This is a genomic window from Stappia sp. TSB10GB4 (genome assembly GCF_900185745.1).
Taxonomy (GTDB): domain Bacteria; phylum Pseudomonadota; class Alphaproteobacteria; order Rhizobiales; family Stappiaceae; genus Stappia.
Window position 1 is genome coordinate 19,157 of the sequence record NZ_FYAV01000084.1, and the last position, 13,501, is coordinate 32,657.

Annotated in this window: 10 protein-coding genes and 1 pseudogene; 8 read left to right on the forward strand and 3 right to left on the reverse strand. The window is 68.4% G+C overall.

Going from position 1 to position 13,501, the window contains the following annotated elements:
• Positions 1-120: 120 nt before the first annotated feature.
• From htpX to TSB10GB4_RS22900, 5 genes are all read left to right on the forward strand, one after another.
• Positions 121-1,131, forward strand: coding sequence for a zinc metalloprotease HtpX (gene htpX, locus TSB10GB4_RS22880; RefSeq protein WP_186397623.1), 1,011 nt, complete (start codon positions 121-123; stop codon positions 1,129-1,131).
• Positions 1,132-1,265: 134 nt separating this feature from the next.
• The gene (locus TSB10GB4_RS22885; protein WP_186397624.1) at positions 1,266-2,681 is read left to right on the forward strand and encodes an RsmB/NOP family class I SAM-dependent RNA methyltransferase; all 1,416 of its coding nucleotides are present in this window, start codon (positions 1,266-1,268) and stop codon (positions 2,679-2,681) included.
• A 174-nt stretch (positions 2,682-2,855) separates the two neighbouring features.
• Positions 2,856-4,595 carry a heparinase II/III family protein gene (locus TSB10GB4_RS22890; protein WP_208984941.1) on the forward strand — a complete coding sequence of 580 codons (1,740 nt, stop codon included), beginning with the start codon at positions 2,856-2,858 and terminating at the stop codon, positions 4,593-4,595.
• Between the two features lie 344 nt (positions 4,596-4,939).
• Positions 4,940-6,556 carry a bifunctional phosphoribosylaminoimidazolecarboxamide formyltransferase/IMP cyclohydrolase gene (purH, locus tag TSB10GB4_RS22895; RefSeq protein WP_186397625.1) on the forward strand — a complete coding sequence of 539 codons (1,617 nt, stop codon included), beginning with the start codon at positions 4,940-4,942 and terminating at the stop codon, positions 6,554-6,556.
• A 152-nt stretch (positions 6,557-6,708) separates the two neighbouring features.
• Positions 6,709-7,116, forward strand: a complete 408-nt coding sequence (locus tag TSB10GB4_RS22900) for a YkvA family protein (RefSeq protein ID WP_186397626.1) — start codon at positions 6,709-6,711, stop codon at positions 7,114-7,116.
• Here the strand turns inward: TSB10GB4_RS22900 and TSB10GB4_RS22905 are convergent, their stop codons facing one another.
• The 3 genes from TSB10GB4_RS22905 to TSB10GB4_RS22915 form a co-directional block, all read right to left on the reverse strand.
• Positions 7,117-7,779: a DNA-3-methyladenine glycosylase gene (locus tag TSB10GB4_RS22905; RefSeq protein ID WP_186397627.1), complete on the reverse strand. Its 663-nt coding sequence runs from the start codon at positions 7,777-7,779 to the stop codon at positions 7,117-7,119.
• A gap of 28 nt (positions 7,780-7,807) precedes the next feature.
• Complete coding sequence (locus TSB10GB4_RS22910; protein ID WP_186397628.1) at positions 7,808-8,638, reverse strand: MipA/OmpV family protein; 831 nt, start codon at positions 8,636-8,638, stop codon at positions 7,808-7,810.
• Between the two features lie 146 nt (positions 8,639-8,784).
• Entirely contained in the window at positions 8,785-10,023 is a 1,239-nt protein-coding gene (locus TSB10GB4_RS22915) for a urate hydroxylase PuuD (RefSeq protein ID WP_186397633.1), read from the reverse strand.
• Positions 10,024-10,238: 215 nt separating this feature from the next.
• Here TSB10GB4_RS22915 and TSB10GB4_RS22920 point away from each other — a divergent pair, with 215 nt between their 5' ends.
• The 3 genes and pseudogenes from TSB10GB4_RS22920 (at position 10,239) to alc (ending at position 13,204) form a co-directional block, all read left to right on the forward strand.
• Positions 10,239-11,159, forward strand: a complete 921-nt coding sequence (locus tag TSB10GB4_RS22920) for a LysR family transcriptional regulator (protein ID WP_186397629.1) — start codon at positions 10,239-10,241, stop codon at positions 11,157-11,159.
• A gap of 437 nt (positions 11,160-11,596) precedes the next feature.
• A pseudogene (uraD, locus tag TSB10GB4_RS23910) lies at positions 11,597-12,127 on the forward strand (2-oxo-4-hydroxy-4-carboxy-5-ureidoimidazoline decarboxylase); the annotation flags it as partial.
• Positions 12,128-12,190: 63 nt separating this feature from the next.
• On the forward strand, positions 12,191-13,204 hold the full coding sequence (gene alc / locus TSB10GB4_RS22930) for an allantoicase (RefSeq protein ID WP_186397630.1): 1,014 nt from the start codon (positions 12,191-12,193) through the stop codon (positions 13,202-13,204).
• The last annotated feature ends 297 nt before the right edge of the window (positions 13,205-13,501 follow it).

Here is a 13,501-nt window from a genome sequence, read left to right on the forward strand (position 1 = left end):
GCGCCAACATATAGGAGCGAAGCGGTCGTTGTCGCCCTCCCGGCGCCTCAGGCAGGTACGACAAGACGGGCACGACAAGACGGGTATTACCAGACAGGCATCACCAGATAGGCAGGTGAGATGAACTACTTCCGCACCGCACTGCTTCTTGCCGCGATGACGGCGCTGTTCATGGGCGTCGGCTTCCTGATCGGCGGCGAAAGCGGCATGATGATCGCGCTGGTCGTCGCCGCGGCGATGAACCTGTTCAGCTATTGGAATTCCGACAAGATGGTGCTGCGCATGCACCACGCGGTGGAAGCCAACGAGCGCCAGGCGCCGGAGCTGTTCCACATGGTGCGCGAGCTCGCCGCACGCGCCGACCTGCCGATGCCGAAGGTCTATATCATCAACAATCCGCAGCCCAATGCCTTCGCCACCGGGCGCAATCCGCAGAACGCCGCCGTCGCCGCGACCACCGGCCTGCTGGAAAGCCTGAGCAAGGAAGAGGTGGCCGGCGTGATGGCGCATGAGCTTGCGCATGTGAAGAACCACGACACCTTGATCATGACGCTGACGGCGACGATTGCCGGCGCGATCTCGATGCTCGCCAATTTTGCCTTCTTCTTCGGCGGCAACCGGGAGAACAACAATCCGCTCGGCTTTATCGGCGTGATCGTCGCGATGATCGTCGCCCCGCTCGCCGCCATGCTGGTGCAGATGGCGATCAGCCGCACGCGCGAATATGCCGCCGACCGCATGGGCGCGGAGATCTGCGGCAACCCGATCTGGCTCGCCTCGGCCCTGGGCAAGATCGCCGGCGGCGCGGCGCGCATCCACAATCCGGACGCGGAGCGCAATCCGGCGACCGCGCATATGTTCATCATCAACCCGCTGTCGGGCGAGCGGATGGACAATCTCTTCTCCACCCATCCCAACACCGAGAACCGCATCCGCGCGCTGCAGGAGATGGCCGGCTCGATGAGCGGTGGGGGCGGGTATTCCAGCGCTGGCGCGGCCTATGGCGGCCGCAGCCCTGCCAGCGAGGGACCGGTGCGCCGCGATCCTCCGGGTCCCTGGGGGCGCACGCGCCGCCGCGACGATACGGGCAGTGGCGGCGGAAGCTCGGGCCGGAGCGGCCCCTGGGGCTGAAGCGGGTCCCGATCGCCTCGACCGAGCTTTAGGGCTTGTGATCGCCTGCCGTTTGCGGGCATACCGGCTATCCTTCCGATGCGGCGGGTCCCTGCGCGCCAAGCGCAAGCCGCCCCTTGAGACGATCCGATCCCGTGAGCGACGACAGCAACGACCGCCCCGCCCGCGCCCGCTCCGCCCGTGCCCGTAAGGGGCCTGGGGGAAAGGGCGCGCGCCCGCGCCGGGAGCCCGACCCGTCGACGGTGGGGCTGGCGGCGCGCCGGGCCGCGGTGGAGATCCTCGGCCGGGTCGTGACCGGACGCCGGCCGCTCGACGACGAGTTGCGGGAGACCGGCGGCCATTCCGGCTTCGCCGCGCTGGCCGCCCGCGACCGGGCCCTGGTGCGCGCGATGCTCGGCACGGCGCTGCGCCGGCGCGGCCAGATCGCCGCGATCCTCGGCCGGCTGCTGGAGCGGCCGGTGCCGGAAAAGACCGGTATCGTTCTGGACATCCTGCATGTCGCGGCCGCGCAAGTGCTGTTCATGGAGGTGCCGGACCGGGCGGCGGTCGCCATCGCCGTGGCGCTGGCCGATGCGGACGACCGGGCGCGCCGCTACAAGGGTCTGGTCAACGCCGTGCTGCGGCGGCTGGTGGCCGAGCGCGACGACCTGCTCGCCGCGACCACCCAGCCCTGGCGCAACGCGCCGGTCTGGCTGTTCGCCGGCTGGCAGAAGGCCTATGGCGAGGAAGCGGCGCTGGCCATCGCCGAAATGCATCTGCTGGAGCCCAATCTCGACCTGACCGTCAAGGCCGACCCGCAGGGGTGGGCCGCGCGGCTCGGCGGCACGGCGATCGGCGGCAACACGGTGCGGCTTGCCCGGCCCGGCGGGCGGATCGAGGCGCTGGAGGGCTATGACGCCGGGGCCTGGTGGGTGCAGGACGCGGCCGCGGCGATCCCGGCGCGGCTGCTCGGCGATGTCGCGGGTCTGCGCGTTGCCGACCTGTGCGCCGCGCCCGGCGGCAAGACCGCGCAACTGGCGGCCGCTGGCGGCCGCGTCACCGCCATCGACATTTCCGCCCGCCGCCTGGAGCGGCTGTCGCAGAACCTTTCCCGGCTCGGCCTGAGCGCCGAGGTGGTCGCGGCCGACCTTGCCGACTACGAACCGGCCGCCCCGTTCGACGCCATCCTGCTGGATGCGCCCTGTTCGGCGACCGGCACGATCCGCCGTCATCCGGAGGTCGCCTGGAACCGGCGGGCCGAGGATGTGGCGAGCCTTGCCGCCGCCCAGGCGCTGCTGCTGGAGCGGGCAGGCGGCTGGCTGAAGCCGGGCGGGCGCCTCGTCTATTGCACCTGCTCGCTGGAGCCGGCGGAAGGAGAACTCGTCGTCGCCCGCTTTCTCGCCGCCAATCCGAATTTCGCGCGCCTGCCGGTCGAAGAGGCGGAGACCGGTTTCTCGGGTCTGGTCACGGCGGAGGGCGACCTGCGGACCCTGCCGGTGTCGCTGCCGCGCGAGCCGCGCCAGGACGGCGGGCTCGACGGGTTCTTCGCCGCGCGCCTCGTGCGTCGCTGATCCCGGCCGGACGCCTGTTGCATGCGCCGCGAATCCCTCGAATCGTGCTGAAATGGGTAACGGATCGCTAACCCTGTTGCCGGAAACTGCAATTTGCAGGCGAAGTGGATTCGCGAAAGGGATCGGCACGACGACGACGGCGGCGCTGGAGGGAGTGTGGCACAGGTGACGCTAATGTCGGTGACCGAACGGGCACGGGTGTGGCGTCTCCTCGCGCAGGCCGCCTGGCAGTCCCTGCTCAGATGGGTGCATGGCGGACCGATGTTCCGCTGGCGGCTGTTTTCCGCCACGCCCGCCCGGCTGATCATTGCCCCGCAGGATCTGCGCACCGCCGACGGCACCAACGCCGCCGACATCTATGCCGGGCGCTTCCTGTTCGCCGGTCAACTGGTCGAGACCTCCGGCCAGTCCCCTTTCGAGGTCGAGCCGCCCTCCGCCGACTGGGCCCGCGCCCTGCACGGGTTCGGCTGGCTGCGTCATCTCAAGGCGGCGGAGACCGTGGTCGCGCGGCAGAACGCGCGGGCGCTGGTCGACGACTGGATAAGAAGCTGCGGCTACTGGCAGCACACGGCCTGGGAGCAGCAGGTGGTGGCGCGCCGGGTGCTGGCCTGGCTGTCGCAGTCGCCGCTGATCCTGGAGGGCTGCGACCGCGAATTCTACCGCCGTTTCCTGCGCTCGCTCGCCCGCCAGGTCCGCTACCTGCGCCGCACCATGAACGAGACGCCGGACGGGGTGCCGCGGCTGCAGGCGGCGATCGCCGTTGCCGCGGCCACCGTCTCGATGTCGGGGCAGGGGCGGTTCGTGCGCCAGAGCCTGCGCCGGCTCGACCAGGAGCTCGCCCGCCAGATCCTCGCCGATGGCGGTCACGTCTCGCGCAATCCGGCGGCGCTGCTGGATATTCTCGTCGACCTGCTGCCGGTGCGCCAGGCGCTGATGGTGCAGGGCATGCCGGCCTCGCCGACGGTGATGCAGGCGATCGACCGGATGATGCCGATGATCCGCTTCTTCCGCCATGGCGACGGCACCTTCGCGCATTTCAACGGCATGGGCGCGACGCCGGCGGACCTCGTCGCGACGATCCTGGCCTATGACGACGCGCGCGGCGGCCCGCCGGGCAACGCACCGCATTCGGGCTACCAGCGCGTTGCCTGCGGTGACACCCTACTGCTGATGGACACCGGCGTGCCGCCGGAGCCGGCGCTGAGCCTGACCGCCCATGCCGGGTGCCTGTCCTTCGAGATGTCGTCGCGGCGCACCCGCATCATCGTCAATTGCGGCGTGTCGAACAGCGAGCGCGGCGCCTGGCGCGCGGTTTCGCGGGCAACGGCCGCCCATTCCACCGCCACCCTCGACGACACGTCCTCGGCCCGCTTCCTGCCGGAGAGCCGCTTCGGCGGCTGGCTCGGCGCGCCGATCCTCACCGGGCCGACCAGCGTGCCGGTGGAGCGCGAGGAGGGGCCGGCCGGCGTGCGCATCGTCGCCAGCCACAACGGCTACCAGGACAGCATGCGCATCGTCCACGAGCGCGACATCACCCTGTCGCAGGACGGCAGCGTGCTGGACGGCATAGACCGCTTCCTGCCCACCGGGCGGATCGGCCGCGACCACGAGTTCGCCATCCGTTTCCACCTGCACCCCTCGATCAAGGCCAGCTCGATCCGCTCGGGTACCGGCATCCTGCTGGTGGCGCCGGATGGCGAGGCGTGGGAGTTCGCCGCGCCGGGCTGCGAGATGGCCATCGAGGAATCCATCTATCTCTCCGACAGTTCCGGCCATCGGCGCTGCGAGCAGATCGTGCTCTACGGCCGGCTTGCCCATCGCCGGGAGGCGGCCTGGCAGTTCTGCCGCACCGCGTCCGGGCGGGCGGCGCGGCGGCGGGTCAGCGACGCGAGCAGCGGCGAGCTGGACCTGTAGAGCCCTTTCGGCCAAATCGAAGTCAATTCTGCTTCTCGATTGGGGGGCGATCTAGCGTGGCCTTCTGCCGCGCCTTGCGCATTTTTTACCCAATCCCCCTTCCTCGGCTTCCGGTTTTCCGCGCTTCGTGCTAGTCACCCGAATCTGAAGTTCGTCGCATTTGGCGGCATGCTCTCAACGAACTTCAGATTCAAAAGGGTGACTAGCAAGCTTATGTTTTTAGTGTGGTTTTCGAGTTTGAAATACGCTCTGACGGGCGCTGCAAAAGCGACGCGTATTTCAAATTCACCACACTAGGCGCACCACCATCACTGTCCCGCCGAAAACCCGAAGGACCCTCCGCAATGGCCGTGGTGTCGAAACGCATCCCCGTTCCCGATCTCGTTCGCGTCAGGCGCGCGCTGCTCTCCGTCTCGGACAAGACGGGCCTCGTCGAATTCGCGACCGCCCTGGCCGGCCTCGGCGTCGAGCTGGTCTCGACCGGCGGCACGCGCAAGACGCTGGCTGATGCCGGGCTGACGGTGCTCGACATTTCGGAAGTCACCGGCTTTCCCGAAATCATGGACGGGCGCGTCAAGACGCTGCATCCGGCGGTGCATGGCGGATTGCTCGCCATTCGCGACGATGCCGAGCATGCCGCCGCGATGAAAGAGCACGGCATCACCGGCATCGACCTCGTCTGCGTCAATCTCTATCCCTTCGAGGAGACCGTCGCCTCCGGCGCCGATTTTGCGCTTGCCATCGAGAACATCGACATCGGCGGTCCGGCGATGACCCGCGCCGCGGCCAAGAACCACGCCTATGTAACGATGGTCAGCGATCCGGCCGACTATGCCGAGGTGATCGAGGCGCTCGGCGAGAACGAGGGCAAGGTGCCGCTGGCGCTGCGCAAGCGGCTGGCGCAGAAGGCCTTCGCCCGCACGGCGGCCTATGACGCGGCGGTTTCCAACTGGTTCGCCGCCGCCATCGGCGAGGACGCGCCGGCCCATGTCGCCTTTGGCGGACGTCTCGCTTCCGTCATGCGCTATGGCGAGAACCCGCATCAGAAGGCGGCGTTCTACCTGACGCCGGAGCGGCGCTTCGGCGTCGCCACCGCCCGCCAGGTGCAGGGCAAGGAACTGTCCTACAACAATATCAACGACACGGATGCCGCCTTCGAACTGGTCAGCGAGTTCGATCCGGGCGTGTCGCCGGCGGTCGCCATCATCAAGCACGCCAACCCCTGCGGCGTCGCGATGGGCGCGAGCCTGAAGGACGCCTATCTGAAGGCGCTGGCCTGCGATCCGGTGTCCGCCTTCGGCGGCATCGTCGCGCTCAACAGCAAGCTGGACGCGGCCGCAGCCGAGGAGATTGTCAAGATCTTCACCGAGGTGATCATCGCGCCGGAGGCCAGCGACGAGGCGCTCGCCATCGTCGCCACCAAGAAGAACCTGCGCCTTTTGATCACCGGCGGCCTCGCCGACCCGCGCGCCGGCGCCCGCATCGTCAAGTCGGTGGCCGGCGGTCTCCTGGTGCAGGATCGCGACACCGGCACGGTGGAGGATCTCGACCTCAAGGTGGTGACCAAGCGCGCGCCCAGCGAACAGGAGATGGCTGATCTCAAGTTCGCCTTCCGCGTCGCCAAGCACGTCAAGTCGAACGCCATCGTCTATGTGCGCGAGGGCGCGACCGCCGGCATCGGCGCCGGCCAGATGAGCCGCATCGACAGCGCCCGCATCGCCGCGCGCAAGGCCGAGGACGCAGCGGAGGCGGCCGGTGCCGACCGGCCGAACACGATCGGCTCGGTGGTGGCCTCCGATGCCTTCTTCCCCTTCGCCGATGGGTTGCTGGCGGCCGCCGCTGCCGGAGCGACGGCGGTGATCCAGCCGGGCGGCTCGATGCGCGATGCAGAGGTGATCGCGGCGGCCGACGAGGCCGGGCTTGCCATGGTCTTCACCGGCATGCGCCACTTCCGTCACTGACGGCTCTCATGGCGGCTGGCTTAGGCCTTTCTCGCCCGCATCTTTGAAAATGCACCGCGCCCGCCCCACATAAGGGGCGGGCGCGGGCCGTTACGGCTCGTGATGGGGCTGTCCGCAGGACCTTGATGAGGTCCGGCAAGGAGACGGCAGGCATGGCGGCACGCTACGACGATCTCGGCATCAATCCCGAATTCCTCGGCCCCGAAGAGGGCCGCGAGGAGCGGGTCGGCGCACGCCTGTTCAAGGTGGCGCGCAAGGCGGCGCGGCAGATCCCGTTCATGGAGGATGTCATCGCCGCCTATTACTGCGCCATCGACCCGGCGACGCCGGTGCGCGTGCGCGGCACGATCTTTGCCGGCCTTGCCTATTTCGTCATGCCCTTCGACCTGATCCCCGATGCGATCCTCGGCATCGGCTTCACCGACGATGCCAGCGTGCTGCTCGGCGTGCTGGCGCTGATCGGCAGCCATATGCGGGAGGAGCACCGGGAGGCGGCGCGTGTCGCGCTCGGCAAGGACGAGAACAAGAACAACAACAACACCAAAAACGGCCGGACCTGATCACACCGGCAGGCCGGTGCCGCGGCCGGTGAGGCGGCGGTAATGCGCCCAAAGCAGCCGCGCGGCGACGCCGCGCCAGGGCGACCAGCGCCGGGCGAGCCGTTCGGCCTCGCGGGTGCTGGGCCGGGCGTCCAGCGCAAGGGCATCGCGCAAGGCTTCCTGCAGGGCGACATCGCCGGCGGGAAAGACATCCGGGTGCCCGGCACAGAACAGCAGGAAGACATCCGCCGTCCACGGCCCGATGCCGCGCAAGGAGACGAGCCGTCCGCGCGCCTCCTCCGCCGGCAGGTCGACGAGACCGGCGAGGTCGAGGCCGCCGGCGACAGCCTCGGCAATGGTGCGAAAGCTGGCGATCTTGGCCCGCGACAGGCCGGCCTGGCCGAGGTCGTCGTCGGCAAGGCGCAAGACGGTTTCGGCTTCGAACGGGGCGATCAGGGTTTCCAGCCGGCCGTAGATGGCGGCGGCGCTGGCCAGCGAGACCTGTTGCGCGGTGACGATGCGGGCAAGCTCGGCGAAGGTCGGCGGGTGGCGGCGCAGCGGCAGGGGATCGCCGGCGGCGGCGAGGCGGCCGAGATCCGGCGCGAGGACAAGCAGCGCGGCAAGACCGGCGGCGAGGTCCTGCTCGTCGTCGATGCGCGGGGGATGGCGGCCGTGATCCGGCATCGGAATGCCGCCGGTCCCGGTCGTTTCGTCAGTCGAACAGGTCGAAGGCGAAGCGATAGGTGACGCCGACGCCGACGGAGAACTGGTTCTCGTGGCCGCGGCGGACGATCGGGCTCTTGCGGGCATCGCCGATATAGCGGTCCCAGCCGGCCTGCAGATGCAGCGCGGTGGTGTCGGTGACCGCGTAGCTGGCGCGGCCGGACAGGCCGACGGACTTGAAGCCGCCGCCGATCGTGTAGGGCGTCAGGTTGCCGAGCGAGGCGGCCGCCTCGGCGGCGGTGACGCCGAGATAGGTGCTCATATATTTGCCGCTGGCGAAGTCGGCGCGCGGGCCGAAGGCAAGTTCCAGCCGCTCCATCGGATTGAGGATGATGTCCGCGCCGACCTGACCGACCTGGCCGGTATGGCCGTTCATGCCCTGGCGAAGCTCGACGAAGGCGCTGAACCAGTCGTAGCGGAAGCCGGCGCCAAGGCCCAGTTCCAGTGCCCAGTCGATCTTCTTGGTGCCGGTCAGCTTGACGCTGTCGGAGGCCTTGCGCTCGCCCAGGAAGTTGATCGAGGGGAAGACGAAGAAGCCGCGGGTGGTCTTCTCGCCGTCCGAGACCTGGCCGAGGCCCGGCAGATAGAAGCGGCCGAAGGAGATGATCGGCAGCGGCGACACCATCATCTTGTCCGCGCCTTCGTATTTCGGCGAGACCAGGGCGCCGACGCCGACGTCGATCACATATTGCTTCGACGGCAGCGGCATGTCCTGCGGCGCCGCCATGCCGTCCTGGGCAAGGGCGGAGGGAGCGGCAAGGCTCGCACCGGCCAGGAAAGCGGCGGCGGTGAGGGCGGAAACGAGGGAGGTCTTGCGCATGGCGGTCGGGCCTGCTCCGGCTGTCGGCGTCTGAGAAGACTTGTGTAATCCGGTTTAGCTGACCGAACCCTTACCAAGAAGCGATTTCGCGGCATTGTGACCGGCTTGCGTCGCTCTGTTGCAGGCTTGCATCGCCTCACACGATGTCAGCGCGAAGTGGCGCTGCGATACCAGGCGGCGAGAATGGCGCGCTCGTCCGGCTCGATCGAGGTGATGTTGGCCGGCGGCATCGCATGGGTGATGCCGGCCTGCAGGTAGATCTCGCGGGCATGGGCGGCGATCTCCTCGTCGCTTTCCAGCCGCACGCCCTTGGGCGCCGCCGCCATTCCCTCCCACAAGGGCTCGGCCGCATGGCACATGGAGCAGCGCGTCAGCACCGTGTCGCGGGCCGCCTCGAAATGCCCGTCATGGACGAAGCGGGCGATCTGCGGCGGCAGCCGGCGATAGGTCTGTGCCGTGTCGCCCGCCTCTTCGTCCGGGCGCAGGGTCGACAGCCAGACCACGGCGAGGAAGAGCGCGGCGGTGACGAACCAGGTCCACCACGGCGCATCCTTGCGGGCGTGGGTGGTGTTGAAGAAGTGCCGTATCGTGACGCCCATCAGGAAAACCAGCGAGGCGATCGCCCAATTGTACTGCGTCGCGAAGGCCAGGGGATAATGATTGGAGAGCATCAGGAAGACGACGGGGAGAGTGAGGTAATTGTTGTGCAGCGAGCGCTGCTTGGCCTGGGCGCCAAGCGAAGGGTCCGGCGTCTTGCCGGCGAGCAGCGCGGCGACCACCTTCTTCTGGTTGGGGATGATCAGCAGGAAGACGTTGGCCGACATGATGGTGGCGGTGAAGGCGCCGAGATGCAGGAAGGCGGCGCGCCCCGTGAAGACCTGGGTGTAGCCCCAGGCCATGGCGACCAGCACCACGTAGAGCAGCAGCATCAACCCGGTGGTGCTGCGCCCGAGTGGCGAGCGGCAGAGCAGGTCGTAGACGATCCAGCCGAAGGCGATGGAGGCGATGGAGAGCGCGATGGCGCCCGGCCGCGACAGTTCCATCACGGACGGATCGATCATGTAGAGATCGGCGCCGGCATAATAGACGACGCACATCAGCGCGAAGCCGGAGAGCCAGGTGGCGTAGCTCTCCCACTTGAACCAGGTCAGGTGCTCGGGAAGGGTGGCGGGCGCAACCAGATACTTGCGGATATGGTAGAAGCCGCCGCCATGGACCTGCCATTCCTCGCCATGGGCGCCAGCGGGAAGGTCGGGCGCCTTGCGCAGCCCAAGATCAAGGGCGATGAAATAGAAGGACGAGCCGATCCAGGCGATCGCCGTCACCACATGCAGCCAGCGCAAGGCGAAGGACAGCCAGTCCCAGGCAATCGCCACTTCCATAATTCTTCCCTCCCTGGGGCGCCCGAGCCGCACCGCGCGCCGGCTCCGCGTCAATCCCAATCACGAAACGTGCCAGCCGTCCGCCCGTCGTCCGCCCGTCGTCCTCAGTCCGCGCGCGGCCGGATGTCGCGCGAGAGTGGCAGATCCGCGATTTGCAAAAAAGTCGCGATATGCTTCGATCACTATCAAGAGTTTCTTGAAAACGATACGAGCCGCCCATGTCCTATGTGAACACTCTCCGGGTTTTCGTGCGGGCTGTCGATCTCGGCTCGATGTCGGCGGCGGCGCGCGACCAGCGGGTCTCGCCGGCGGTGGTGTCGAGCCGGATCGGCGAGCTGGAAAAGCATCTCGGCGTGCGCCTGTTCAACCGCACCACGCGCAAGCTGACGCCGACCGAGCACGGGGCGATCTTCTACAAGGGCGCGGTGAAGATCCTCGACGCCATCGAGGAGGCGGAGGCGGCGGTGGCCGATGTCGCCCGCCATCCGCGCGGCTCGATCTTCGTGGCCGCCCCGCTCGGCCTCGGGCGGCGGCTGGTGGCGCCCTTGATCCCGGCCTTCAAGGCGGAGTACCCGGATATCGACGTGCGGCTGCGGCTCTCCGACCGCAAGGTCGACGTGCTGGGCGAGGGGCTGGATATCGCCTTCGTGCTGGGCCAGCCGGCCGATTCGGCCCTGAAGATGCGCCCCGTCGTCGACTGCGCGCGGGTGCTGTGCGCCGCGCCCGATTATCTGGCCGCCCATGGCACGCCGGAGAGCGGCGCGGAGCTGGTGCGCGGCCGCCATTCCTGCCTGCTGCTGCGCTTCCCCGGCACCAGCGAATTCAACTGGACGCTGAAGGGCCCGGACGGGCCGGAGCGGTATGAGGTGTCCGGGCCGTTCGAATCGGACGACGGCGACGTGCTCACCGATTGGGCACTTGCCGGCTGCGGCATCGTCAACAAGCCGCTGTTCGAGGTGGCGCATCACCTGCGCGCCGGGCGGCTGGTCGAGGTCTGCCGCACGACGCCGCCGCTGCCGGTGCAACTCGCCTGCCTCTACCCGCACAAGCGCTATCAGGACCCGAAGATCCGCCTGTTCATCGACTTCGTGACGGCGGGCTGCAAGGCGGCGGTCGATGCCGCCCTTGCCGGAGATTGAGCGGGGAGACTGAGAGGGAATTGCGCGGGGAGTGGCGATGCGCCGTGACGGAAGTGGCGCGGGCACAAATCGGCGCCATGGGGCGTTTTCCTGCCGGCGAGGGGGCAAAAGCGGGCCGGATCTATCCCCGTCCTTGCCGAAAAGAACCGGAATCCGGTTTAAAATCGATGGGGGATCGGCGGAATTTGCGCGGGTTTGCGACGGATTTTGCGAGATTTCGAGAAAGCCGCGCAAAATCCGTCGCAAACTCGCATCACTCTCGCGCAAACGGGGACAAGGGCGGGGCGCTTTGGGGGGCGCGTATCGCGCAGCTCCGCAAGCCCCGGCGCGGCGGACATGTCTTTCAAGAAAATTTTGAAAGAGATGGCCATTCTTTTGCATTACCAATAGACGAACTCAGCGCAGCCTTCTTCGGAGACCCATCCGTGACCGCCAGCGAGCATCCCGATCCGTCTTCCGCGACGCGTCCCTCAGTGATGGACCGCGCCGCCTTCCTCGCCCGGTTCGGCGGGGTCTTCGAGCACTCGCCGTGGATCGCCGAGCGGGCCCTGGCGAAAGGGCTCGCGTCGGACGCCGATACGGCCGCGGGTCTGCATGCGCGGCTGGTTGCAGAGTTCCGCGCGGCCAGCGAGGAGGAACGGCTCGGCGTGTTGCGGGCCCATCCCGATCTTGCCGGCAAGCTGGCGGCGGCGAAGCGCCTGACGGCGGAGTCCGCCGGCGAGCAGGCCTCCGCCGGGCTCGACGCGCTGACCGATGCGGAGCGTGCCCGCTTCACCGCGCTCAACGAGGCTTACACCTCCCGCTTCGGCTTTCCCTTCATCCTGGCGGTGAAGGGCCGCAGCAAGGCGGAAATCCTGGAAAATTTCGAGGCCCGCATCGCCAACGACCGGCGGGCCGAGTTTGCGACCGCCTGCGGCCAGGTGGAGCGGATCGCGCTGCTGCGGCTCAAGGATCTCGTTCCCGGCTGAGCCGGTCTCTCGTCGCTCTTTCCAGCGTGCTTTCCGTGCGCCTTAGCCTGAAGGACCCTTGTCATGACGTCTCCTCAGCCGGACAGCCGTCCGGACTTCGCCCGCAAGGACATCAACCTCGCCTCCGCGGGCCTTGGGGCCGCGGCGGTGTCGGTCACCGACGACTTCTTCGCCGAGGTCTCGCGGATGCTCGCGGACGATGCGGCGGTGTTCTATCCGGATCGCTACGACGACAACGGCAAGTGGATGGACGGCTGGGAATCGCGCCGCCGCCGGGGGCCGGGCCACGACATCGCGGTGGTGCGCCTTGCCGTGCGCGGCCGGATCACCGGCTTCGATGTCGACACCTCGCATTTCACCGGCAACTACCCGCCGGCCTGCCGCATCGAGGCAGCCGCCTGCGCCGGCGATCCGGACGCAGGCACCACCTGGACCGAACTGCTGCCGATGTCGCCGCTCGGACCGAGCGCCCATCATTATTTCGCCTGTAGTGACGCCGGCGTGTGGACCCATGTGCGGCTGCATATCCATCCCGACGGCGGCGTTGCGCGCCTTCGCGTCTTCGGCCGGCCGGAGCTCGACCGGCAGGCGGCGGGCGCTGCGGAACTGGATCTCGCCTCGGCGCTGAACGGCGCGCGCATCGTCGCGTTTTCCGATGCGCATTACGGCGCCTATCACCGGATGCTGGCGCCGGGACGCGGGCTCAACATGGGCGATGGGTGGGAAACCCGCCGGCGCCGCGAGCCGGGGCACGACTGGATCATCGTCGAGCTCGGCGCACGCGGCATCATCGGGCGGGCCAGCGTCGACACGGCCTTCTACAAGGGCAACTTCCCGGAAAGCTGCTCGATGCAGGCGGCCGATCTTGCCGGCATGACCGGCGATCTCGACCGGGCCATCGTCACGTCGTCGATGTTCTGGGAGGAACTGGTCGGGCGCACGAAACTCTCCGCCGACGCGATCCACGACATCGGCGCGGAGGCGGTGACGCCGCTCGGCCCGGTCACCCATGTGCGCCTCAACATCCATCCCGACGGCGGCATCAGCCGGCTGCGGCTGTTCGGCCGCCTCGCCTGAGGGGGTTTTTCCGCTGAGGCTTGTAAGCGAATGCCTCTCCTCGCGTCTTCCCGGACGAGGCCGAAGATCCGGGACCGGGGAGGCACGGCGGTCGGGGTGTCTTTCGGGAGTGCCGTCGTCAGGCCCCCGGCTCGCCGGTCCCGTTGGGGTGGACGGCCCCCATCCGGCGTCGTTTTGCGCCAAGATGATGGTCCCAACACATCGAAGGAGCCGCCCAATGAACGAGATTACGCGCATCGGCATGGACACGTCCAAGCATCTCTTCCAACTCCACGGGGTTGATGCCGCCGGAGAGAC

Excerpts from the sequence above, each read along its gene's own strand:
- htpX (WP_186397623.1), top strand. The coding sequence starts at position 121 with ATGAACTACTTCCGCACCGCACTGCTTCTTGCCGCGATGACGGCGCTG.
- TSB10GB4_RS22890 (WP_208984941.1), top strand. The coding sequence starts at position 2,856 with ATGTCGGTGACCGAACGGGCACGGGTGTGGCGTCTCCTCGCGCAGGCC.
- purH (WP_186397625.1), top strand. The coding sequence starts at position 4,940 with ATGGCCGTGGTGTCGAAACGCATCCCCGTTCCCGATCTCGTTCGCGTC.
- TSB10GB4_RS22900 (WP_186397626.1), top strand. The coding sequence starts at position 6,709 with ATGGCGGCACGCTACGACGATCTCGGCATCAATCCCGAATTCCTCGGC.
- TSB10GB4_RS22905 (WP_186397627.1), bottom strand. The coding sequence starts at position 7,779 with ATGCCGGATCACGGCCGCCATCCCCCGCGCATCGACGACGAGCAGGAC.
- TSB10GB4_RS22910 (WP_186397628.1), bottom strand. The coding sequence starts at position 8,638 with ATGCGCAAGACCTCCCTCGTTTCCGCCCTCACCGCCGCCGCTTTCCTG.
- TSB10GB4_RS22920 (WP_186397629.1), top strand. The coding sequence starts at position 10,239 with ATGTCCTATGTGAACACTCTCCGGGTTTTCGTGCGGGCTGTCGATCTC.
- alc (WP_186397630.1), top strand. The coding sequence starts at position 12,191 with ATGACGTCTCCTCAGCCGGACAGCCGTCCGGACTTCGCCCGCAAGGAC.